The 21546-nt window shown below is 71.6% G+C and carries 19 protein-coding genes; 16 read left to right on the plus strand and 3 right to left on the minus strand.

The genetic code is table 11. From position 1 onward, the window contains the following. The first annotated feature begins 55 nt into the window (after positions 1 to 55). From IF655_RS26510 to IF655_RS26535, 6 genes are all read left to right on the plus strand, one after another. Positions 56 to 1249 (plus strand): argininosuccinate synthase, encoded by a 1194-nt coding sequence (locus IF655_RS26510; RefSeq protein WP_199587653.1) that lies wholly within the window; start codon positions 56 to 58, stop codon positions 1247 to 1249. A gap of 108 nt (positions 1250 to 1357) precedes the next feature. Further along, the gene (gene argH / locus IF655_RS26515) at positions 1358 to 2791 is read left to right on the plus strand and encodes an argininosuccinate lyase (protein WP_199587654.1); all 1434 of its coding nucleotides are present in this window, start codon (positions 1358 to 1360) and stop codon (positions 2789 to 2791) included. A gap of 77 nt (positions 2792 to 2868) precedes the next feature. Further along, positions 2869 to 3726, plus strand: a complete 858-nt coding sequence (locus IF655_RS26520) for a hypothetical protein (protein WP_199587655.1) — start codon at positions 2869 to 2871, stop codon at positions 3724 to 3726. 113 nt (positions 3727 to 3839) lie between these two features. Then, positions 3840 to 4811, plus strand: coding sequence for an aldo/keto reductase (locus tag IF655_RS26525; RefSeq protein ID WP_199587656.1), 972 nt, complete (start codon positions 3840 to 3842; stop codon positions 4809 to 4811). An 88-nt stretch (positions 4812 to 4899) separates the two neighbouring features. Continuing rightward, positions 4900 to 5451, plus strand: coding sequence for a TetR/AcrR family transcriptional regulator (locus tag IF655_RS26530; protein WP_199587657.1), 552 nt, complete (start codon positions 4900 to 4902; stop codon positions 5449 to 5451). Further along, on the plus strand, positions 5448 to 6971 hold the full coding sequence (locus tag IF655_RS26535; RefSeq protein ID WP_199587658.1) for an MFS transporter: 1524 nt from the start codon (positions 5448 to 5450) through the stop codon (positions 6969 to 6971). The genes IF655_RS26530 and IF655_RS26535 overlap by 4 nt, the downstream gene beginning before the upstream one ends. Before the next feature lie 54 nt (positions 6972 to 7025). Here IF655_RS26535 and IF655_RS26540 read toward each other — a convergent pair whose 3' ends face one another. After that, positions 7026 to 7655 (minus strand): 1-acyl-sn-glycerol-3-phosphate acyltransferase, encoded by a 630-nt coding sequence (locus tag IF655_RS26540; protein WP_237525710.1) that lies wholly within the window; start codon positions 7653 to 7655, stop codon positions 7026 to 7028. A 388-nt stretch (positions 7656 to 8043) separates the two neighbouring features. On the opposite strand from IF655_RS26540, the gene IF655_RS26545 reads away from it, so the two are divergent. The 3 genes from IF655_RS26545 (at position 8044) to IF655_RS26555 (ending at position 10399) form a co-directional block, all read left to right on the plus strand. Further along, a complete protein-coding gene (locus IF655_RS26545) occupies positions 8044 to 9219 on the plus strand; it encodes a glycerophosphodiester phosphodiesterase (RefSeq protein WP_199587659.1) in 1176 nt (391 codons plus the stop codon). A gap of 130 nt (positions 9220 to 9349) precedes the next feature. Then, positions 9350 to 9856, plus strand: coding sequence for an RNA polymerase sigma factor (locus IF655_RS26550; RefSeq protein ID WP_199587660.1), 507 nt, complete (start codon positions 9350 to 9352; stop codon positions 9854 to 9856). A gap of 45 nt (positions 9857 to 9901) precedes the next feature. Beyond that, entirely contained in the window at positions 9902 to 10399 is a 498-nt protein-coding gene (locus tag IF655_RS26555; protein ID WP_199587661.1) for a GNAT family N-acetyltransferase, read from the plus strand. 45 nt (positions 10400 to 10444) lie between these two features. Here IF655_RS26555 and IF655_RS26560 read toward each other — a convergent pair whose 3' ends face one another. After that, entirely contained in the window at positions 10445 to 10870 is a 426-nt protein-coding gene (locus IF655_RS26560; RefSeq protein WP_199587662.1) for a hypothetical protein, read from the minus strand. Between the two features lies 1 nt (position 10871). Then, positions 10872 to 11231, minus strand: a complete 360-nt coding sequence (locus tag IF655_RS26565) for a hypothetical protein (protein WP_018549073.1) — start codon at positions 11229 to 11231, stop codon at positions 10872 to 10874. Between the two features lie 598 nt (positions 11232 to 11829). Here IF655_RS26565 and IF655_RS26570 point away from each other — a divergent pair. From IF655_RS26570 to cobT, 7 genes are all read left to right on the plus strand, one after another. After that, positions 11830 to 12864 (plus strand): methionine ABC transporter ATP-binding protein, encoded by a 1035-nt coding sequence (locus IF655_RS26570; RefSeq protein ID WP_199587663.1) that lies wholly within the window; start codon positions 11830 to 11832, stop codon positions 12862 to 12864. Then, positions 12861 to 13598: a methionine ABC transporter permease gene (locus tag IF655_RS26575; RefSeq protein WP_199587664.1), complete on the plus strand. Its 738-nt coding sequence runs from the start codon at positions 12861 to 12863 to the stop codon at positions 13596 to 13598. The genes IF655_RS26570 and IF655_RS26575 overlap by 4 nt, the downstream gene beginning before the upstream one ends. 90 nt (positions 13599 to 13688) lie before the next feature. Further along, entirely contained in the window at positions 13689 to 14522 is an 834-nt protein-coding gene (locus IF655_RS26580) for a MetQ/NlpA family ABC transporter substrate-binding protein (protein WP_199587665.1), read from the plus strand. Positions 14523 to 14595: 73 nt separating this feature from the next. After that, positions 14596 to 15429 carry a MetQ/NlpA family ABC transporter substrate-binding protein gene (locus tag IF655_RS26585; protein WP_199587666.1) on the plus strand — a complete coding sequence of 278 codons (834 nt, stop codon included), beginning with the start codon at positions 14596 to 14598 and terminating at the stop codon, positions 15427 to 15429. 191 nt (positions 15430 to 15620) lie between these two features. Further along, the gene (locus tag IF655_RS26590) at positions 15621 to 16268 is read left to right on the plus strand and encodes a GNAT family N-acetyltransferase (RefSeq protein WP_199587667.1); all 648 of its coding nucleotides are present in this window, start codon (positions 15621 to 15623) and stop codon (positions 16266 to 16268) included. A gap of 130 nt (positions 16269 to 16398) precedes the next feature. Then, complete coding sequence (cbiE, locus tag IF655_RS26595; protein WP_199587668.1) at positions 16399 to 17616, plus strand: precorrin-6y C5,15-methyltransferase (decarboxylating) subunit CbiE; 1218 nt, start codon at positions 16399 to 16401, stop codon at positions 17614 to 17616. 410 nt (positions 17617 to 18026) lie between these two features. Beyond that, a complete protein-coding gene (cobT, locus tag IF655_RS26600) occupies positions 18027 to 21482 on the plus strand; it encodes a nicotinate-nucleotide--dimethylbenzimidazole phosphoribosyltransferase (RefSeq protein WP_199587669.1) in 3456 nt (1151 codons plus the stop codon). Positions 21483 to 21546 lie beyond the last annotated feature (64 nt).

Consider the following 21546-nt stretch of genomic DNA (forward strand, 5'->3'; position numbering starts at 1 on the left):
CATGCGGAGTTCTGCATACTCATGCATAACAGCGAATGCACGTGAGGAGAAACCCGTGACCGAGCGCGTCGTACTCGCCTACTCAGGCGGACTGGACACCTCCGTCGCCATCGGCTGGATCGCCGAGGAGACGGGCGCCGAGGTCATCGCCGTAGCGGTGGACGTCGGCCAGGGCGGCGAGGACCTGGACGTCATCCGCAAGCGCGCCCTCGCGTGCGGTGCGGTGGAGGCCGAAGTGGCCGACGCCAAGGACGAGTTCGCCGAGGAGTACTGCCTCCCGGCGATCAAGGCGAACGCCCTCTACATGGACCGGTACCCGCTGGTCTCGGCCCTCTCGCGGCCGACCATCGTCAAGCACCTCGTGGCCGCCGCGCAGAAGCACGGCGCCACCACGGTCGCCCACGGCTGCACCGGCAAGGGCAACGACCAGGTCCGTTTCGAGGCGGGCATCGTCGCCCTCGCCCCCGACCTGAAGTGCATCGCCCCGGTCCGCGACTACGCGATGACCCGGGACAAGGCGATCGCCTTCTGCGAGGCGAAGAACCTCCCGATCGCGACCACCAAGAAGTCCCCGTACTCCATCGACCAGAACGTCTTCGGGCGCGCGGTCGAGACGGGCTTCCTGGAGGACATCTGGAACGCGCCGATCGAGGACATCTACGAGTACACCTCGAACCCGGCCGAGGCCCGCGAGGCCGACGAGGTCGTCATCACCTTCGAGCGCGGTGTCCCGGTCGCCGTCGACGGCCGCCCGGTCACCGTCCTCCAGGCCATCCAGCAGCTCAACGAGCGCGCGGGCGCCCAGGGCATCGGCCGGATCGACATGGTCGAGGACCGTCTCGTCGGCATCAAGTCCCGTGAGGTGTACGAGGCTCCGGGCGCCATCGCCCTGATCACCGCCCACCAGGAGCTGGAGAACGTCACCGTCGAGCGCGAACTCGCCCGCTACAAGCGGCAGGTGGAGCAGCGCTGGGGCGAACTGGTCTACGACGGCCAGTGGTTCTCCCCGCTCAAGCGCGCCCTCGACGGCTTCATCGCCGAGGCCAACGAGCACGTCTCCGGCGACATCCGGATGACCCTGCACGGCGGGCGCGCCGTCGTCACCGGGCGCCGGTCCCAGTCGTCGCTGTACGACTTCAACCTCGCCACCTACGACACCGGCGACAGCTTCGACCAGGCCGCGGCCAAGGGCTTCATCGACATCTACAGCCTGTCGTCGAAGATCGCGGCCAAGCGGGACCTGGCGTAACGGGACCTCGCGTAAGCAGCGTCGTCAACAGTCAGCAGAGGGACAGCCGCCTCCTCACCTGCAAGGGTGGGGAGGCGGTGGCACATCACGAGCTTGAGGAGCAACGCAGTGAGCAGCAACAGCGGTGACGTACGGCTCTGGGGCGGACGTTTCGCCGACGGTCCCGCCGAGGCCCTGGCGAAGCTGTCCGCGTCCGTCCACTTCGACTGGCGGCTCGCGCCCTACGACATCGCGGGCTCCCGCGCCCACGCGCGCGTGCTGCACACCGCGGGGCTGCTCACCGAGGACGAGCTGACCCGGATGCTCGCCGGGCTCGACCAGCTCGAAGCCGATGTGGCGTCCGGCGAGTTCACCGGCACCATCGCCGACGAGGACGTGCACACCGCGCTGGAGCGCGGTCTCCTGGAGCGCCTCGGTCCCGACCTCGGCGGCAAGCTCCGCGCGGGACGCTCGCGCAACGACCAGGTCGCGACCCTCTTCCGGATGTACCTGCGCGACCACGCGCGGATCATCGGCGGTCTGATCGCGGACCTCCAGGACGCCCTGATCGGTCTGGCCGAGGCTCACCCGGACGTCGCCATGCCCGGCCGCACCCACCTCCAGCACGCCCAGCCGGTGCTCTTCGCCCACCACGTGCTCGCCCATGTGCAGTCCCTGTCCCGGGACGCCGAGCGGCTGCGCCAGTGGGACACGCGCACCGCCGTCTCGCCGTACGGCTCCGGCGCGCTCGCCGGGTCCTCCCTGGGGCTCGACCCGGAGGCGGTCGCCCTTGACCTCGGCTTCGAGCACGGCAGCGTCGGCAACTCCATCGACGGCACCGCCTCGCGGGACTTCGTCGCGGAGTTCGCCTTCATCACCGCGATGATCGGCGTGAACCTCTCCCGGATCGCCGAGGAGATCATCATCTGGAACACGAAGGAGTTCTCCTTCGTCACCCTGCACGACGCCTTCTCCACCGGCTCCTCGATCATGCCGCAGAAGAAGAACCCCGACATCGCGGAGCTGGCGCGCGGCAAGTCCGGCCGCCTGATCGGCAACCTGACCGGTCTCCTCGCCACCCTCAAGGCCCTCCCCCTCGCCTACAACCGCGACCTCCAGGAGGACAAGGAGCCGGTCTTCGACTCCTGCGACCAGCTCGAAGTCCTCCTTCCCGCCTTCACCGGCATGATCGCCACCCTCACCGTCCACCGCGAACGCCTGGAAGAACTCGCCCCCGCCGGCTTCTCCCTCGCCACCGACATCGCGGAGTGGCTGGTCAAGCAGGGCGTCCCCTTCCGCGTCGCCCACGAGGTGGCGGGCGAGTGCGTCAAGACCGCCGAAGCCGAGGGCAAGGAACTCGACGACCTCACGGACGACCAGTTCGCCAAGATCTCCCCTCACCTCACCCCCGAGGTCCGCACCGTCCTCAACGTCCCGGGCGCCCTCGCGTCCCGCAACGGCCGGGGCGGCACGGCACCGAGCGCGGTGGCGGTGCAGCTCGCGGAACTGAAGGCGGACCTGGCGGCGCAGCAGGCGTGGGCCGAGGCGGGCGCCCGGCGGTGACGGTGGTCCCGCGGTAGGCGTGTGAACCCCTGCCTCCCCGGGCAGACAGCGGGGCAGGGGAGCGCAGGGGGGCCACCATGCAGGACGGCGCGGCCGGGATCACCCGGCTGTTGAGCAGGTTCCGCGTGGTGCTGGCGCTCTGCGTGCTCCTCGTCGGACTGATCCTGGCCACGCTCTCCAACGGCAGGGACGGCTTCTGGTGGGCCGTGCTCAACGAGCTGGCCCTCTTCGCCGCGGCCGCCGTCGCCGTGCCCTTCTACTACGACCTCTTCCTGCGGGACGCCGAGCGCCACCGGTTTCTCGCGGAGATGACCGAGGTCATCGACGCCCGGCTGGCCGCGTCCGTCGGCGGCGCACACGGACTGACCGTCCACGCCCAGGGCCGGCCCTCACCGGTGGAGAAGGCCCACTTCATCGCGGGGGCGCAGCGGGAGATCATCGAGGTCGGCGTCACGCTGCGCAGTCTGGCGGGTCTGTACGTCTCGCGTCCCGCACCCGATTTCACCGCCCCGGTGCGGCGGCTGCTGGCCCAGGGCGTGCACATCACCTACATCGTGGCGGACCCCGCGTCACCGCTGTTCACCGCGTACGCGGAGAGTGTCGGGGACCCCGCCATGCCGGACCGGGCGGCCGAAGCTGCCCGTCAACTGCTGCGGGTGGCACAGGGTTTCGCGGCCGAGGGGCATCCCGGGCGCATGGCGGTCCACCTCACCCGGCAGCTCCCCACCAGCTATGTCTCCCTCGTCGACCCCGACTCCGATACGGGCTACTGCCGCACCGCCCACTATCTGCCGGGCGTCCGGCGAGCCGACATGCCCGTCCTGGACATCACCCGCGCGGCTCAGCCCGAACTGTTCGAGCGCTACGTGACGTACGCGCGGCGCGCCCTGGCCGAGAGCGTGACGCTGGACTCGGTGCAGCCGGACGTGGTCTGACCGCCGGTCACCACGACTCCGGCTCGCGGAGTGTTCGCGGACCGGGATGCGTCCGCGTCGGCCGGGTTACGTTGGTGGCCGAGCCGAACCGGACCGACCGAACGGAGCCCGAGATGCCCTTCGCCCGTCTCTCCTCCGCGACGACCCCGACCCGCCACATCGGTCTGGGGCTCGCCGCGGTGGGCCGCCCCGGATACATCAACCTGGGGCGGGACCAGGATCTCGGAGCGGACCGCAGCGTCGAGGCGTTGCGCGCCCGTAGCCACGAACTCCTCGACGCCGCCTATGCGCAGGGCGTCCGCTACTTCGACGCCGCCCGCTCCTACGGCCGGGCGGAGGAGTTCCTGGCGGACTGGCTCACCGCGCACCCCGAGATCGACGACGTGGTGATCGGCAGCAAGTGGGGGTACACCTACACCGCCGACTGGTCGACCGACGCCGAGCGGCACGAGGTCAAGGACCACTCCCTGGCGACCTTTGAGCGCCAGCGCGCGGAGACCGACGCCCTGTTCGGGGACCGGCTCGACCTCTACCAGATCCACTCCGTCACCCCCGACAGCCCGGCGCTGACCGACCGCGCCCTGCACGAGCGGCTCGCGGAGGCGGCGGCGGGCGGTCTCACCATCGGTTTCTCCACCAGCGGACCCGCGCAGGCGGACGCCGTCCGGGCCGCGCTGAAGGTCACGGTGGACGGCGAGCGGCTCTTCCGCACCGTGCAGTCGACGTACAACGCCCTGGAGACCTCGGCGGGCGCCGCCCTCGCGGAGGCGCACGACGCCGGGCTGACCGTGATCGTCAAGGAGGGCATGGCCAACGGCAGGCTCGCCGGGTCCGCCGCACCCGCGCCCCTGCGCGAGGTGGCCGAGGAGACCGGTCTCGGTGCCGACGCCGTCGCCCTCGCGCTGATCCTGTGCCGCCCGTGGGCCGACGTGGTGCTCTCCGGCGCCGCGACCGCCGCCCAGCTCACCTCCAACCTGCACGCCGCCGCCGTGGACCTGGACGAGGACCGGCTCGCCCGTCTCGCCGCCCTCGCGGAGGACCCGCGCGCCTACTGGGAGCGGCGCGGACAGTTGCCCTGGCACTGAGGACGCACCACCGGCACGATCAGGTCCCGCATGAGTCACGTATGCCCGTGGTGAGACATCACTGTCTCACCAGAGGTATCCTTGTCTCATGGCCCTGGACCGAGACCACGTGCTGCGCAGCGCCGCCGCCCTGCTGACCCGCAGATCCACCGCGACCATGGACGAGGTCGCGCGTGCCGCCGGGATCAGCCGCGCCACCCTGCACCGCCACTTCGCCGGACGCGACGCGCTCGTCCGCGCGCTGGAAGCCCTCGGCATCGCGGAGTGCGAGGCGGCGGTGGACCGCGCCCGGCTCGACGAGGGTCCCGCGAGCGAAGCCGTACGCCGCCTGGTGCGCGAGCTGCGGTCAGCCGCCGGACTGGTCGCCTTCCTCTACGGCGAGAGTCAGCTCTGGGAGGGTCAGGGGCAGAACGAGGGCTGGGAACGCCTCGACACCCGGATCGGCGCGCTCTTCCGGCGCGGACAGCGCGAGGGCGAGCTGCGCATCGACCTCACCCCCGCCTGGCTCACCGAGGCGCTCTACGGCCTGATCACCGCCTGCGCCTGGGCCACCCTGGACGGCCGCGTGGCCGCCCGCGACTTCCCCACCATGGTCGCCGAGCTGCTGCTCGGCGGCGCCCTCAGGAACGAGGAACCATGACCGGCACCCTGCGGCCGGCCGTCGTCACCGGTACGGAACCGCGACCGGGCCGCTGGCTCGCGCTCGCCGTCCTGACGCTGGCCGTGCTGCTCGTGGCCGTGGACGCCACCGTCCTCGGCCTCGCCACCCCCTTCATCAGCGAGGACCTGCACCCCTCCGGCACCGAGCTGCTGTGGATCGGGGACGTGTACTCCTTCGTCATCGCCGGACTGCTCGTCTCCATGGGCAGCCTCGGCGACCGCGTCGGCCGCAAGCGCGTCCTGCTGTGGGGCGCGACGGCGTTCGGCGCGCTCTCCGTCCTCAACGCCTACGCGACGACCCCCGGTCTCATGATCCTGGCCCGCGCCCTGCTCGGCGTGGCGGGCGCGACCCTGATGCCCGCGACCCTGGGTCTGATCCGCACCCTCTTCCACGACCCGCGCGAACGCAGTCTCGCCGTCGGTGTCTGGGGCGCCACCGCCTCCGCCGGTACGGCCGTCGGACCCATCGTCGGCGGCTTCCTCCTGGAGCACTTCTGGTGGGGCTCGGTCTTCCTGATCAACCTGCCGGTGACCGCCCTGCTGGTCCTCGTCGGCGCCCGCACCCTCCCCGAGTCCCGCGACCCGCGCCCCGGACCCTGGGACCTGATGAGCGTCGCCCTCTCCCTGACCGGGATGCTCGGCGTGGTCTACGCGGTCAAGGAGACCGCCACTCACGGTCCCACCGCCCCCGCCCTCGCCGCGGGCACGCTCGGCGCCGCCGCGCTCTACGGCTTCGTACGCCGCCAACTCGCCCTGCCCACCCCGCTCCTGGACGTACGCCTCTTCCGGCGCCGGGGCTTCGGCGGGGCGGTCCTGGCCGACCTGCTCACCGTGCTGGGGATGTCGGGGCTGGTGTTCTTCCTGTCCCAGTACCTCCAACTGGTCCAGGGCAGGCACCCGTTCGAGGCGGGACTGGCCGAACTGCCCGCCGCCGTCGGCGCGGTCGGCGCCGGTCTCCTCGCGGGACGCGCCGCGCGCCGCTTCTCGGTCCGCGCGGTGGTCTCCGCGGGACTGGCCGCCATCGGACTCGCCCTCGCCGCCCTCACCACGATCAGCGCGTCCACCGGCTACCCGCTGCTGGGCGCCGCCCTCCTGATCGTCGGCATCGGCGCGGGCTTCTCCTTCACCGTCACCGCCGACGTGATCCTCTCCACCGTCCCCAAGAACCAGGCGGGCGCCGCCTCCGCCGTCTCCGAAACCGCCTACGAACTCGGCGCCGCCCTGGGCATCGCCCTCCTGGGCTCGATCGTGACGGCGTCCTACCGGAACTTCGCGGCTCCGCCGGGCACGCCGAAGACGGTTCACGAGTCCCTGGGTGCGGCAGTGGAAACAGCGGGGAACATGCCCCCGAAAACGGCGGAAGCCCTATTGGAAGCATCCAGGGAAGCATTCGTACACGGCCTGCACCTGGCGTGCGGAGCCGGAGCCGTAGTGCTTTTGGCAACGGCGATTGCAGCCTGGTTCCTGCTGCGAGGCCAACGGCTGGACAAGTGCTTTTAGGGGCGCGGGGAACTGCGCGAGCAACCACAACGCACCCGCACCCGAAAACGCAGACTAGGCGGCCTTGGCCTTAGTGGCGTACATATCCACGTACTCCTGCCCGGACAACCGCATGACCTCAGCCATCACAGAATCCGTGACCGCCCGCAGCACATACCGATCCCGATCCATCCCCTCGTACCGGGAAAACTCCATCGGCTCACCAAACCGCACCGTCACCCGGCCAGGGCGCGGCATCCCGCTCCCACCCGGCTGCAGCTTGTCCGTGCCGATCATGGCGAAGGGAACAACAGGCGCCCCGGTCATCAGGGTGAGCCGGGCGATACCGGTACGCCCCCGGTAGAGACGGCCGTCGGGCGACCGCGTGCCCTCGGGGTAGATCCCGAAGATCTTCCCCTCCTCCAGGATCCGCCGCCCGGTCATCAGCGCGGCCACGCCCCCGTTCGCCCCGTCCCGGTCGACCGGGATCATGCCGACGCCGGTGAAGAACCAGGCCATCGCGCGCCCCTTGACGCCCTTGCCGGTGACGTACTCGTCCTTGCCGATGAAGCAGACCTGCCGCTTGGAGACGACCGGCAGCACGATGGAGTCGATGAAGGTGAGGTGGTTGCCCGCCAGGATCACCGGCCCGTCGCCGGGAATGTTCTCCATGCCCTCCACCTGAGGACGGAACATCAGGCGCATGATCGGTCCGAGCACTGCCTTGATGAGGGCGAAGCGGGACAACAGGTCCTCCGAGGCCGACGGGATCGTTATGAGTCTGTGCAGGTGAGGACATTACTCGCGGCAACCGGGGAAACGCACGTCGGGCCCGCGCGGTTCACCGAGGTCTTACGCGTTGTTGACGCGGGTTTACCTGCGGGTCTTCCTCACGGAGGGTGCTCACGGTGTGACAGGTGTCGCACCCGTACGGCCCTCGGCGCCCCCCCTCGGACGGACCCGACGAACCGTCACCTCACCACCCCCACCGGACAGCCCCTGTCACCCGCGTGTTCGTACCGGGGTCTCCCCCCGGTCACCCCACCGCCCCTACGATCAGCGCGCATTCGACGATCCGACGCAGGAGGCGCGCATGGAGAGCGAGCAGACGAACCGGTCCACCCGGTCCACCGGACGGCGGGCGGTGCTCGGTGCCGCGGTGCTCGGCGCGGGCGGCGCGGTCCTCGGGCTGCCCGGCGCCGCCCGCGCGGCCGGGACCCGCACGGCCGCGTACGGCGGAGGCGGGCTGAAGAGCCTGCCCAAGCCGACGATCATCGGCCACCGCGGCACCAGCGGCTACCGTCCCGAGCACACCTTCGGCTCGTACGACCTGGCGCTCGAACTCGGCGCCGACATCGTGGAGGCGGGCGACCTGGTGCCCACGAAGGACGGGCACCTCGTCTGCCGGCACGAGCCGGAGATCGGCGGCACCACCGACGTGGCGTCGCACCCGGAGTTCGCGGACCGCAAGAGGACGAAGCTCCTCGACGGGGTGTCCACCACCGGCTGGTTCACCGAGGACTTCACGCTCGCCGAGCTGCGCACGCTGCGCGCCGTCGAGCGCATCCCCGCCAACCGTCCGCACAACACTCTCTACAACGGGCGCTGGCCCATCCCCACCTTCGAAGAGGTCCTCCAGTGGCAGGACCGGCGCACCCGCGAGCTGGGGCGCCAGGTGTGGATCTACCCCGAGCTGAAGCACCCCACCTACTTCCGCAAGCTCGGTCTCGGGCTTGAGGAGCGGGTCGCCAAGATCCTCCACAAGTACGGCAAGGACGGCCGCAACTCCCCGGTCATCCTCCAGTCCTTCGAGCCGACCAGCATCCAGCGCATGAACCGCCTGGTCGACAACCCGCTGGTCGTGCTGCTCTCCAGCGCCGACAGCCGCCCCTACGACTTCGTGGACACCGGCGACCCGCGCACGACCGCGGACCTCGTCACCCCCAAGGGGCTGCGGGAGATCGCCGGTTACGCGCAGGGCATCGGACCCACCCTCGACCTGGTCATCCCCAAGAAGTCCGACGGCACCCTGGGCACGCCCACCACGCTGGTCGCGGACGCGCACAAGGTCGGGCTGGTGCTGCACCCGTACACGATGCGCAACGAGAACCCCTTCCTCCCGGCCGAGTACCGCAAGGGCAGCGCCCCGGACGCCTACGGCGACGCCTTCGGCGCCTTCCGCACCTATTTCGCCACCGGCATCGACGGCGTCTTCACCGACAACGCCGACACCGCCCTGCTCGCCCGCGCCGACTTCCTCGGCGGCTGAACCCCGGCGGGCGGCTGAGCCCCCACGGGCGGCGAAACCCCCGCGTCAACCCCGCGCCCCCGCCTCCCCGGTCGGGGTGACGACGCGCCGTACGGGAAACCCCGGACCCGGGCGGCGCGTCGTTGCGCATATGACGCACGACCTGCTGGCCGCCCTGCGCCCGCTGCTCACGGCCGAGGCATCCGCCGAGGCGCAGACAGGCGGGAGCGAGCCGGGCGACCTGGAACAGGCGGTCTGGGTACGGCTCCTGGAGCGCCTGGCAGCCGACGGACCGCCGCCCGACCCGCAGCGCTGGCTGCGCCGGGCGGTGCGCGCCGAGGCGCGCCGCAGCCGCCGTACCCTCCGGCGCGAGCACCCCTACGGCGCCGAGCCCGCCGACGACGCCGGACCCGGACCCGAGCAACTCGCCCTCACCGCCGCCCGGTACGGACTGCTGCGCGAGGCGGTCGGACGGCTGCCCGGACGCTGCCCCCGGCTCCTGGAGGCGCTGCTCTCCCCACGGGACCCCACCTACCGCGAGATCGCGGGGGAGTTGGGTATCTCACAGGGCAGTCTCGGCCCGGAACGTTCCCGATGCCTGGAATGTCTGCGGCGATTGCTCGCGCCGGAGGTTGCGGCCGACGGAGTGCGGGGATAGGTGTGAGGTACGACGGCTGATCAGGTGAGCGGGAGGCGTGCGCACATGGGCATGAGCGTGACCATCTCGGCGGCGACCGAGCAGGACGCGGAACAGATCTTCAGGCTCCAGTACCTCTGCTTCCAGAGCGAGGCGGCGCGGTACGGCAACTACCGCATCGACCCGCTCGTCCAGAGCCTGGACTCGGTCCGCGAGGAGGTCGCCGCCGACTGCGTCTTCGTCGCCCGGCTCGGCGACGAGATCGTCGGCTCGGTGCGCGGACGGCTCACCGAGGACGGCGCCGCCGCCATCGGCACCCTCTGCGTCCACCCCCGCCTCCAGGGTCACGGCATCGGCGCCCGGCTCCTCGGCGCGGCCGAGGCGGCGCTGACCGAGCAGCGCGGCGCCACCGTGTTCCGGCTGCACAGCGGGCACCGCAGCGACGCCGGGCTGCGGCTGTACCGCCGCGCCGGATACCAGGCGGTCGGGCGCTCGCAGGGCGCCGACGGGGTGGAGATGATCGTGCTGGAGAAGAAGGCGGGCGTCTACGCGGCCACCGCGTGACGCCCCGCCCGACGCCCAGCGTCCAGCGCCTCGGGCCCCGCGCGGCTAGCGCGTGACGTCCGCGCGCAGCCGCGCCTTGCGCAGCCAGTACAGCGCGGACAGCGGCAGCAGCACGGGGATGAAGACGTACCCCATGCCGTAGTCCGACCACACGGTGGCGTCCGGGAAGGCGGACGGCTCGACCAGGGTCCAGGTGCCCACGATCAGCACGCCCGCCAGCTCGGCGGCGCAGCACACCAGCGCCGCCCGGCGGGCCGTCTCACCGCCCCGCACCAGGGTGTACGTGATGAAGCCGTAGACCACGCCCGCGAGCGCGGAGAGCGTGTAGGCGAGCGGGGCACGGTCGAACCCGGTGGCGATCTGGTACACCGAGCGCGACACCGCGCCGACCACCATCACGCCGTAGAACCACACGAGCAGCATGCCCGGCCCGCTGATCAGCCGGGCCGGCTTCTCCTCCAGCGCCGTCACGTCAGCCTCCCCAGATGTCGAAGAGCCGCACCTCGAGCACGGCAAGGACCACACCGCCCGCGGCGGCCGTCACCGAGCCCCAGCGGGTCCGCTCGGCCAGCGACATGAACCCGGCGGCGGGAACACACGCGAAGGCGCCCAGCAGATACGCCACGAAGATCGTCGTGCCCTGCTCGGGACGCTCGCCCCGGGCCAGCCGTACGACCCCGACCACCAACTGCACCAGGGCGAGGACCGACACCACGGCCATGCCGATCAGATGCCAGTCCTTGGTCGGCTGGTCCCGGTACGCGGCCCAGCCGCACCAGGCGGCCAGGAGCAGCGCGGCGACCCCGGTCACCAGCAAGAGGGCGTTGAGCATGCGGAGACCTTATTACGGCCGAAACGGACGCCCGCCGCCGCCCCCGGCGTACGCCCCCGCCCGCTCGCGGCTCGTGCGACCACCGTGGCGTTGGCCACAAGCCGCGCGGGGAAGGGGTCTCGCACCCCTCCCGACGGGTGGCCCGGTGCCCTTGTCCGGCTTGGGCGAGCGGGCGGGAGCAGGCGGAACGGGTGCGTCCACCCCGTCCACCAGGACTGTCCGCGCCTGTCCAGCATGTGGACAGTGTTCTCCGGTCCCGAGCGTCCGTCTGCTTTACTGGCCCGCATGACCACGACGAGCAGCCGCACCCTTGCGACCGAGGCGACCATGACGCCCGGTGCTCGCTGTATGTGTCGAATGTGCGCCTTCTAGAGGGCCCCCGCACCATCTGAGCCTCGCGCCCCGAAGCGAGAGCCGCGGTCGATCGTCCGGAACACCGGCGTACCGGACCCGTGCCGCCTTTCGCGCACACGCCGTTCTCCCCGGGTTCCACCCCGGTCCCCATCGCCACCGCGAGAACCGTGCCGCGTCCCCATCGAACGCAAGCACCCGTGCCGGGCCCACCCGCGCCCGCGCACTCGACAGTGACGGAAATCCTGTGATCACGACATCGGGCCTGACCAAGGTCTACCGCTCCCGAGGCCGCGAGGTCACCGCCCTCGACGGCGTGGACCTCCACGTCCGCGAAGGCGAGGTCTACGGCGTCATCGGCCAGTCCGGCGCCGGAAAGTCCTCCCTGATCCGCTGCGTCAACCTGCTTGAGCGCCCCACCGCGGGCACCGTGACCGTGGCGGGCCAGGACCTCACCGCGCTCGCGGGGCGCGGACCGCGCGCCGGACGGGACCTGCGCCGGGCACGCTCGCACATCGGCATGGTCTTCCAGCACTTCAACCTGCTGTCCTCGCGGACCGTGCAGGACAACGTCGAGCTGCCGCTGGAGATCCTCGGCAAGTCCGGCAAGGAGCGCTCGCGCAAGGCGCTGGAACTCCTCGACCTGGTGGGTCTCGCCGACAAGGCCAAGACCACCCCGGCCCAGCTCTCCGGCGGCCAGAAGCAGCGCGTCGGCATCGCCCGCGCCCTGGCCGGAGACCCCAAGGTCCTGCTGTCCGACGAGGCCACCAGCGCGCTGGACCCCGAGACGACCCGCTCGATCCTCCAGTTGCTGCGCGACCTCAACCAGCAGCTCGGGCTCACCGTCCTGCTCATCACCCACGAGATGGACGTCGTGAAGTCCATCTGCGACTCCGCCGCACTCATGGAGAAGGGACGCGTCGTGGAATCCGGCACCGTCAGCGAACTGCTCGCCACCCCCGGCTCCCAGTTGGCCTCCGCCCTGTTCCCGGTGGGCGGCGAGGCGTCCGGCGACGACCGCACCGTCCTCGACATCACCTTCCACGGCGAGGCCGCCACCCAGCCGGTCATCTCCCAGCTCTCGCGCACCTACAACATCGACATCTCGATCCTCGGCGCGGCCATCGACACCGTCGGCGGTCTCCAGATCGGCCGGATGCGCATCGAGCTGCCCGGCCGCTACGAGGACAACGTGGTGCCCATCGGCTTCCTGCGCGAACAGGGTCTGCAGATCGACGTCCAGGGCCAGGAGCCCGTGCTGGTGAAGGATGGTGCCAAGTGACCTGGTCCGAGATGCAGCCCCTGCTGACGCAGGCGTGTTCCGAGACGCTCACCATGATGATCTGGTCCACGCTGATAGCCGTCGCCGTCGGACTCCCGCTCGGCATCCTCCTGGTCCTCACCGACCGGGGTGGCCTGCTCCAGAACATCGTGGCCAACAAGGTGCTCGGCCAGATCGTGAACATCGGCCGCTCGATGCCGTTCATCATCCTGATGGTCGCGCTGATGAGCTTCACCCGCTGGGTCACCGGCACCACCATCGGCACGACCGCTGCGATCGTCCCGCTCGCCATCGGCGGCATCCCGTTCTTCGCGCGCCTGGTCGAGACCGCCGTGCGCGAAGTGGACGGCGGACTCGTCGAGGCGGTGCAGGCCATGGGCGGCAACACCTGGACGATCGTCCGCAAGGTCCTCATCCCCGAGGCGCTGCCCTCGCTGATCGCCAGCACCACCACGACGATCATCGCCCTGATCGGCTACTCCGCCATGGCCGGCACGGTCGGCGGCGGCGGACTCGGCGACCTCGCCGTCCGCTACGGCTACCAGCGCTTCGAGACCGAACTGATGTGGATCATCGTCGGCATCCTCGCCGTCGTCATCTCGCTCATCCAGTTCGCGGGCGACTTCGCGGCACGCTCCCTGCACGGGCGCGGCGGACGCTCGGGACCCGCGCCGAAGCTCCGGCTGCTGAAGGCGACGGAACCGGCCGCCGCCGACATCTCCAAGGTCGCCTGAGCCGATCCCGGCCGTCCCCCCGAGGGGCACCCCCAGACTCCCCGTTCACCCGTACACGGGGTCGCACCACCATAAGGAAAGGCACTTTTCGTGCGTAACACCGCCAAGCTCACCACCGCCGTCCTCGCCGCCGGAGCCCTCGCCTTCGGGCTGTCCGCCTGCGGCTCCGGCAAGGACTCCGCCGGTTCCTCCGACTACAGCGGACCGCTGATCGTCGCCGCGAGCCCGACCCCGCACGCCGAGATCCTCAACTTCGTCAAGAAGAACCTGGCGAAGAAGGCCGGACTCGACCTCCAGGTCAAGGAGTTCACGGACTACATCACGCCGAACACGGCGACCGAGGACGGCTCCGTCGGTGCCAACTACTTCCAGAACCAGCCGTACCTGGACGACTTCAACAAGAAGCGCGGCACCCACATCGTGCCCGTCGTCACGGTGCACCTGGAGCCGCTCGGCCTCTACTCCCACAAGGTCAAGAAGGCCGACGCGCTGAAGAGCGGTGCGACCGTCGCCGTCCCCAACGACGCCGTCAACGAGGCACGTGCCCTCAAGCTGCTCGCCGCCAACAAGCTGATCACGCTCAAGGACGGCGTGGGCAACGAGGCGACCCCGGCCGACATCACCAAGAACCCCAAGAACCTGAAGTTCAAGGAGGTCGAGGCCGCCCAGACCCCGCGCTCCCTGGACGACGTGGACGCCGCCGTCGTCAACGGCAACTACGCGATATCCGCCGGTCTCAAGCCCGCCAAGGACGCCCTCGTCCTGGAGTCCCCGAAGAACAACCCCTACGGCAACTTCCTCGCGGTGAAGAAGGGCAACGAGAAGGACCCCCGGGTCAAGAAGCTCGCCAAGCTGCTGACCTCGCCCGAGGTGAAGAAGTTCATCGAGGACAAGTACCAGGGCTCCGTCATCCCCTCGTTCTGATCGATTCGCACCCACGACGCGAACGACCGACGCGCACGCACGACCGACGCGCACGCACGACAAGGGGATCGACATGCGCAAGACCGTATGGCTCGCGGTGGCAGCCGCCCTCCCGCTCGGGCTCGGACTCACCGCCTGCGGCTCGGGCTCGGGCTCGGACAGCGGTGGCGGCAAGGACGGCGCACTCGTCGTCGGCGCCACCCCCGTCCCGGCCGGCGAGGTGCTCGGCTACATCAAGGGCCACCTCGCCGCCAAGGCCGGACTCAAGCTCCAGGTCAAGGAGTTCACGGACTACGTCCTGCCGAACACCGCGCTCCAGGAGGGCTCGCTGGACGCGAACCTCTACCAGAACAAGCCCTTCCTGGACGACTTCAACAAGTCCAAGGGCACCGACCTGGTGCCGGTGGTCGACGCCTACCTGCCGCCCATGGGCGTCTACTCCAAGAAGGTCAAGGACGTCACCAAGCTCCCCGACGGAGCCACCGTCGGCGTGCCCAACGACCTGACCAACGAGGCCCGCGCGCTCAAGCTCCTCGCCGCGAGCGGTGTCATCGGGCTGAAGAAGGACGCCGGAACTCAGGCGTCCCCGGCGGACGTCGTCAAGAACCCCCGGCACCTGAGGTTCAAGGAGATGGAAGCCGCCCAACTCCCGCGCTCGCTCGGAGACATGGACGCCGCCGTCATCAACAACAACTTCGCCCAGGACGCCGGACTCAACCCCACCAAGGACTCGATCTACCTGGAGTCCGCGAAGAACAACCCCTACGCCAACCTCCTCGCCGTCAAGCGCGGCAGCGAGAAGGACCCGCGGGTCAAGAAGCTCGCCAAGCTCCTGACCTCGCCCGAGGTGAAGAAGTTCATCGAGGACAAGTACCACGGCTCGGTCCTGCCGGTCAGCGGAAGCTGACCCGCCCCCGGCCCGCCGCACACGGCAGGTACGGCCCCGCTCCCGCACCCCGCGAGGGGGTTCCCGTGACGCACGGGGACGGCGGGGGAGGGGCCCCTCGTGCGTTTCAGTGGTTACATGCTTCATGCTGGCAGTTCAGCGGGGCTTCCTGACGGCCCCTCACGAAACGATCCGACGTTACGGAGCGGCGCATGACTAGCACCTTCCCCAACATCTCCATCAGCACGGAGCGGTTGGTGCTGCGCCCCCTCGACGAGGACGACGTGCCCGCACTGGCCGAGATGATGAACGACGAACAGGTCGCCGCCTGGACGGACGTACCCCAGCCGTTCACGGAAGAGGGCGCCCACCACTGGATCACCGAGTACGCCCCCGCCGAACGCACCGCCGGACGCGGACTCGACCTCGCCGTCACCGAGTTCCTCACCCAGCGCCTGGTCGGCATCGTCCAACTCACCAAGACCGACTGGCAGATCAGGTCCAGCGAGCTGTCGTACATCATCGCCCCCTGGGCGCGCGGCGAGGGCTACGCCTCCGAGGCGGCGCTCGCCACCGCCCAATGGCTCTTCGGCGACCAGAAGTTCGAGCGCATCGAGATCCGCACCGCCGCCGACAACACCGCCTCCCAGCAGGTCGCCCAGAAGATCGGCTGCATCAGCGAGGGCGTCCTGCGCAACGCCTGCATAGTGCACGTCCGCACCGAGGACGGCACCTGGACCGACATGCGCACCGACTTCATCGTCTGGAGCCTGCTGCCCGAGGACCTGGAGGGCGCCGAGGAACAGCTCTCCGACAGCCGCGGCTTCGGCGCCTACGCCGACTACTCCGACTGGAACTGACCCCCCGCTCCTGTCCGAGGAGACCGGACACCACCCGGGCCCGCGCCCGCCCGGGCCGACCAGGTAACCTCACGGAGCCCCTGCTCGGGCCACCCCCTGAAGACCTGCGAAGACCTGGAGACTGACGACGATGGCCGACCGGGTCACGGTGATCGGCTGGGACGGCTCGCCGCTGACCGAGGCGGCACGCGGCGCCCTCGGCGCCGCCACGCTCGTCGCGGGCGCCGCCCACCACCTGACGCTGCCCGAGATCCCGCCCGCCGCCGAACGCGTCCGGCTCGGCAGCCTCGCCCTGGCCGCCCGCCGCATCGCCGCCCACCGCGGCACCGCCGCCGTGCTCGCCGACGGCGACCCCGGGTTCTTCGGCGTCGTCCGCACCCTGCGCGACCCGGAGTTCGGCCTGGAGGTCGAGGTCGTCCCCGGCGTCTCCTCCGTCGCCGCCGCCTTCGCCCGCGCCGGGATGCCCTGGGACGACGCCCAGGTGGTCGTCGCCCACCCCCGCACCCTGCGCCGGGCCGTCAACGTCTGCCGCGCCCACCCCAAGGTCGCCGTCCTCACCGCGCCCGGCGCCGGACCCGCCGAACTCGGTCTCCTCCTCGACGGCGTCCACCGCACCTTCGTCATCTGCGAGGAACTGGGCACCGACAACGAGCGGGTCAGCGTCGTCACCTCCGACAAGGCGGCCGACCACACCTGGCGCGACCCCAACGTCGTCATCGTCATCGGCGGTCACCCCGGCGCCGTCGAGGGCGGCGGCTGGATCGCCGGACGCGACCCCGCCGTGGGCCCGCGCGGCTGGACCCAGCCCGACGCGGCGTACGGCGGCGGACTCGGCGAGGGCGAGAGCGAACTGCTCCGCTCCGCCCAACTCGCGCGCCTGGGACCCCGCACGGGCGACCTCGTGTGGGACATCGGCTGCGGCGCGGGCGCCTTCGCCGTGGACGCCGCGCGCGCCGGAGCCGCCGTCATCGCCGTCGACCACGACCCCGCCGCCTGCGCCCGCACCGACGCCGCCGCGCGCGCCTTCGGGGTCCAGCTCCAGATCGTCCAGGGCGAGGCGCCGCACGTCCTGGAGAACCTGCCCGAGCCCGACGTCGTACGCGTCGGCGGCGGGGGAGCGGCCGTCGTCTCCGCCGTCGCGGACCGCCGCCCGCAGCGCATCGTCACCCACGCCGCGACCCGGGACGCCGCCGAACTCGTCGGGCGCGACCTGACCGAACACGGCTACCACGTCGAGTGCGCCCTCCTCCAGTCCGTCGAACTCGACACCCGCGCCTGGACGGAGACCGAGCGGAGCGTCGCGTTCCTGCTCAGCGGCGAACTGCCCCGCCGCGAGACCCCGCGCTGACCCGAGGGGCGTACCGGGGCGCAAAGGGCGGCTCCCACCCGCCCCGTGATCCTGTTGTCGTACCGCGCGCGGTAGGCTGGCCGATCGTTGTACCGCACCGGCGTACCGGAAGTTCGTTCGCCAATGTCCGGAACGCACGCCCCTTTTGAGGGCGGGTGGGGTACCACGACACCACAGGACGCGCGACGTGGCGCAGTCCACAACGGGCAGTCGCGGATCACGCTGTCGCGACGGCGCGACGGCGGGACAATGCCACTAGCGGTTTTCATGCCACTGAATGGCTTTGTCGTCATTTCTGGCGGCCGTTCGTGCCGCCGGGCACGGACGCTCGTTCTCACTACGGGGCGGTCGGTGCGCCGTTCCGGGTGAGCTGGTCGTAGGAGCACTGAAGCGATGGGCGAGGGGTACGCATGACCGACACCGGCCAGATCCCGGGCGAGGGACAGCCGGAGAGCGCAGGCATGGTGGAGCAGCCGGGCGCCCCCGCCCACGGCTACACCTACGTCGCCGAAGCGCCCGCCGGGGATGAAGACCTGCTGCTGCCGGGCGCCCAGGGCGCCTGGGGCAACGAAGTGCCGCCGCCCGCACCGGAACCGGTCGTGGAGGCCGTCCACCAGCCGGGCGCGCACGAGGCGTCGGGCCGCGACAGCGGTCAGGTCGACCTCACCGGCGTACGGCTGCCCGAGGCGGGTCCCGTCTCCGTGACGCCGTCCCCCATCCTGTCGGCGCCGCACGGCCAGGCTCCGCAGCCGCCGCGCCGGCCGCTGCACCTCGGTCCGCCGATCCCCGACACCTCGGCGAGCCCGGTCCGTTCGCTCGCCGACCGAGGTCCGGCGGGCGCGCCCGTACGACAGCCCGTGCCGCCGGTCGCCGGTGGCGAGTACGCGGACGCCCCGCACCTCCACGAGCCCGTCGCGCAGGGCACGGGCCAGTGGAACCTGACCGCCGCCGTGCAGCCTCCGGCCGCCGAAACGGTTGGCCCGGTCCCGGGTACCGCCGACCCCGCCCAGGCGGCGATGGCCCGCATGGCCACCCAGGCGACCGGCGTCGTGCACGCGCACGACGGGGTCCAGCCCGTGGACGGGCATGACGGGGTGTACGAGGTCGCCGTCGCCGAGGCTGTGGCCGAGGCGGTCGTTCCGTCGGTTGAGGAGCCGCAGGAGCCGCAGGAGGCGGTCGAGGCTGTCGCCGCGGTGGAGCCCCCGGCTGAGCCGACCGAGGCTGTCGAACCCGTGACGCCGGAGGCGGTCACGCAGGTCGAGGCGGACGCCGTCCCTGCCGTCGAGGAACCGGTCGCCGCCGAGCCCGAGCCCGTGCGGGTCGCCGCGCCGGTGGAGGCGGAGGTCACCCCGGTGGCCGACGTGACCGTCCCGGCCCAGGCTGCCGCTCCCGTCGAGCCGGAGCCCGCGCCTGCCCCCGAGGCTGTACAGCCGGAGCCGCAGCCCATCGCGCCGGTCGAAGCGGAACCGCTCGCCGCCGCGCCGGTCGAGCCGGAGCCGCAGGCTGCCGTCCCGGCGGAAGCCGAGCCGGTCGAGGCATCCGCCCCCGACCTCGCCGTTCCGGTCCAGCCGGAGCCGGTCGCCCCCGCCGAGCCCGACATCGAGGTCGCCGCCGAGGTGACCCCCGAGACCCCCGCCGCCGCGCCGGTGGTCGAGATCCCGGCCCCGGCCGAGACCCCCGTACCGGCCGCCGCCGAGGCGACTCCCGAGGCGCCCGAGCCCGTACCGGCTCCCGAGGCAGAGGCACCCGCCGAACCCGCCCCCGCCCCGGTCGCCGAAGAGGCACCGGCACCCGCCCCCGCCCAGGGTCCCCAGCTCGTCGCGCCCCCGCAGGACGCCGAGGAGGCGGCGACCCCGCTGCCCTCCGCCGTCCCGCTGGAGCCGCACCCGGACCAGACGCTCGGTCAGTTCGTGCCGGTCGACGGCCAGGTGCCCACCGCACCGCACCTCGCGCCGACCCCGCCGCAGCCGCTGAAGCTGCCCGAGCAGGTCACCGAGGAGCCGGACGTCGTCCAGAGCGCGGACGACCTGGACACCCGCGCCGCCGACCAGGACGAGCAGGACGGGCAGCACGCGCAGGACGACCAGCACGCGCAGGACGTGGCCGCTGTGGCGGAAGCCCTCGCTCCCACCGGACCCGCCGCCCCCGCCTACAACGACGCCGAGCGCGAAGCCGTGCTCAAGGTGATCCGCGAGCGCCGCGACATCCGCAACGGCTTCCGTGGCGACCCCATCCCGCACGAGGTGCTGCTCCGCGTCCTGGAAGCCGCGCACACCGCCCCGTCGGTGGGCCACTCCCAGCCCTGGGACTTCGTCGTCATCAAGTCGGCGGAGACCCGGCGCGCGATGCACGACCTCGCCATGAGCCAGCGCGAGGCGTACGCCAAGTCGCTGCCCAAGGGCCGGGCGAAGCAGTTCAAGGAAATGAAGATCGAGGCCATCCTCGACACCCCGGTGAACATCGTCGTCACCGCCGACCCCACCCGCGGCGGGCGCCACACCCTCGGCAGGCACACCCAGCCGCAGATGGCGCCGTACTCCTCCGCGCTCGCGGTCGAGAACCTGTGGCTCGCCGCCCGCGCCGAGGGTCTCGGCGTCGGCTGGGTCAGCTTCTTCGACGAGCGGGAGATGGTCCGCGCGCTCGGTCTGCCCGAGCACCTGGAGGTCGTCGCCTACCTGTGCGTCGGGTACGTCGACGAGTTCCCGGACGAGCCCGAGCTGATGCAGGCGGGCTGGTCCAAGCGCCGCCCGCTGTCCTGGGTCGTGCACGAGGAGACCTACGGCCGCCGCGCCCTGCCCGGAGAGGAACCCCACGACCTGCTCGCCGAGACCGTCGCACAGATCCGCCCGCTCGACGCCAAGGCGCTCGGCGAGGCATGGGAGCGCCAGAAGCGCATGACCAAGCCGGCCGGCGCGCTCGGCATGCTGGAGATCATCTCCGCGCAGCTCTCGGGGCTTTCCCGGCAGTGCCCGCCCCCGATCCCGGAGCCCGCCGCCGTCGCGATCTTCGCCGGTGACCACGGCGTGCACGCCCAGGGCGTCACCCCCTGGCCGCAGGAGGTCACCGGGCAGATGGTGGCCAACTTCCTCGGCGGCGGCGCGGTCTGCAACGCCTTCGCGAGCCAGGTCGGCGCCGAGGTGTGCGTCGTGGACGTCGGCGTCGTCGCCGACCTGCCCGCCACCCCCGGTCTGCTGCCCCGCAAGATCCGGGGCGGCACGTCCGACATGACCACCGGACCCGCGATGACCCGCGAGGAGGCCAGAGCCGCCATCGAGGTCGGCATCGAGACCGCCCGCGACCTGGTCGCCGCCGGGAACAAGGCGCTGCTCACCGGTGAGATGGGCATCGCCAACACCACCGCGTCCGCCGCGCTGATCGCCGTCTTCACCGGCGCCGACCCGGCCGAGGTCACCGGGCGCGGCACCGGCATCAACGACGAGACGCTGGCCCGCAAGACCGAGGTGGTCCGGCGCGCGCTGGAACTCCACCAGCCCGACCCGGCCGACCCGATCGGCGTCCTCGCGGCGGTCGGCGGCTTCGAGCACGCGGCCATGGTCGGTCTGCTGCTCGGCGGCGCCTCGCTCCGTACGCCGGTCATCCTCGACGGCGTGAGCGCCGGTGCCGCCGCCCTCGTCGCCCGCGCCATCGCCCCCGAGGTGCTGGCCGCCTGCATCGCGGGACACCGCAGCGCCGAGCCCGGCCATGTCGCCGCGCTCAACAAGCTGGGTCTGCGCCCGCTGGTCGACCTCGACCTGCGCCTGGGCGAGGGCACCGGCGCGCTGCTCGCGCTGCCGCTGGTGCAGAGCACGGCGCGTGCGATGCACGAGGTGGCGACGTTCGACTCGGCGGGCGTCACCGAGAAGTAGAGGTCACCGCCCACCGCGCGGTGGGCACATGTACGCGCGCGACGGGCGGTCCGGTGTTCACCCA

The sequence above is a fragment of the Streptomyces sp. DSM 110735 genome, assembly GCF_016482685.1.
Lineage (GTDB): Bacteria > Actinomycetota > Actinomycetes > Streptomycetales > Streptomycetaceae > Streptomyces.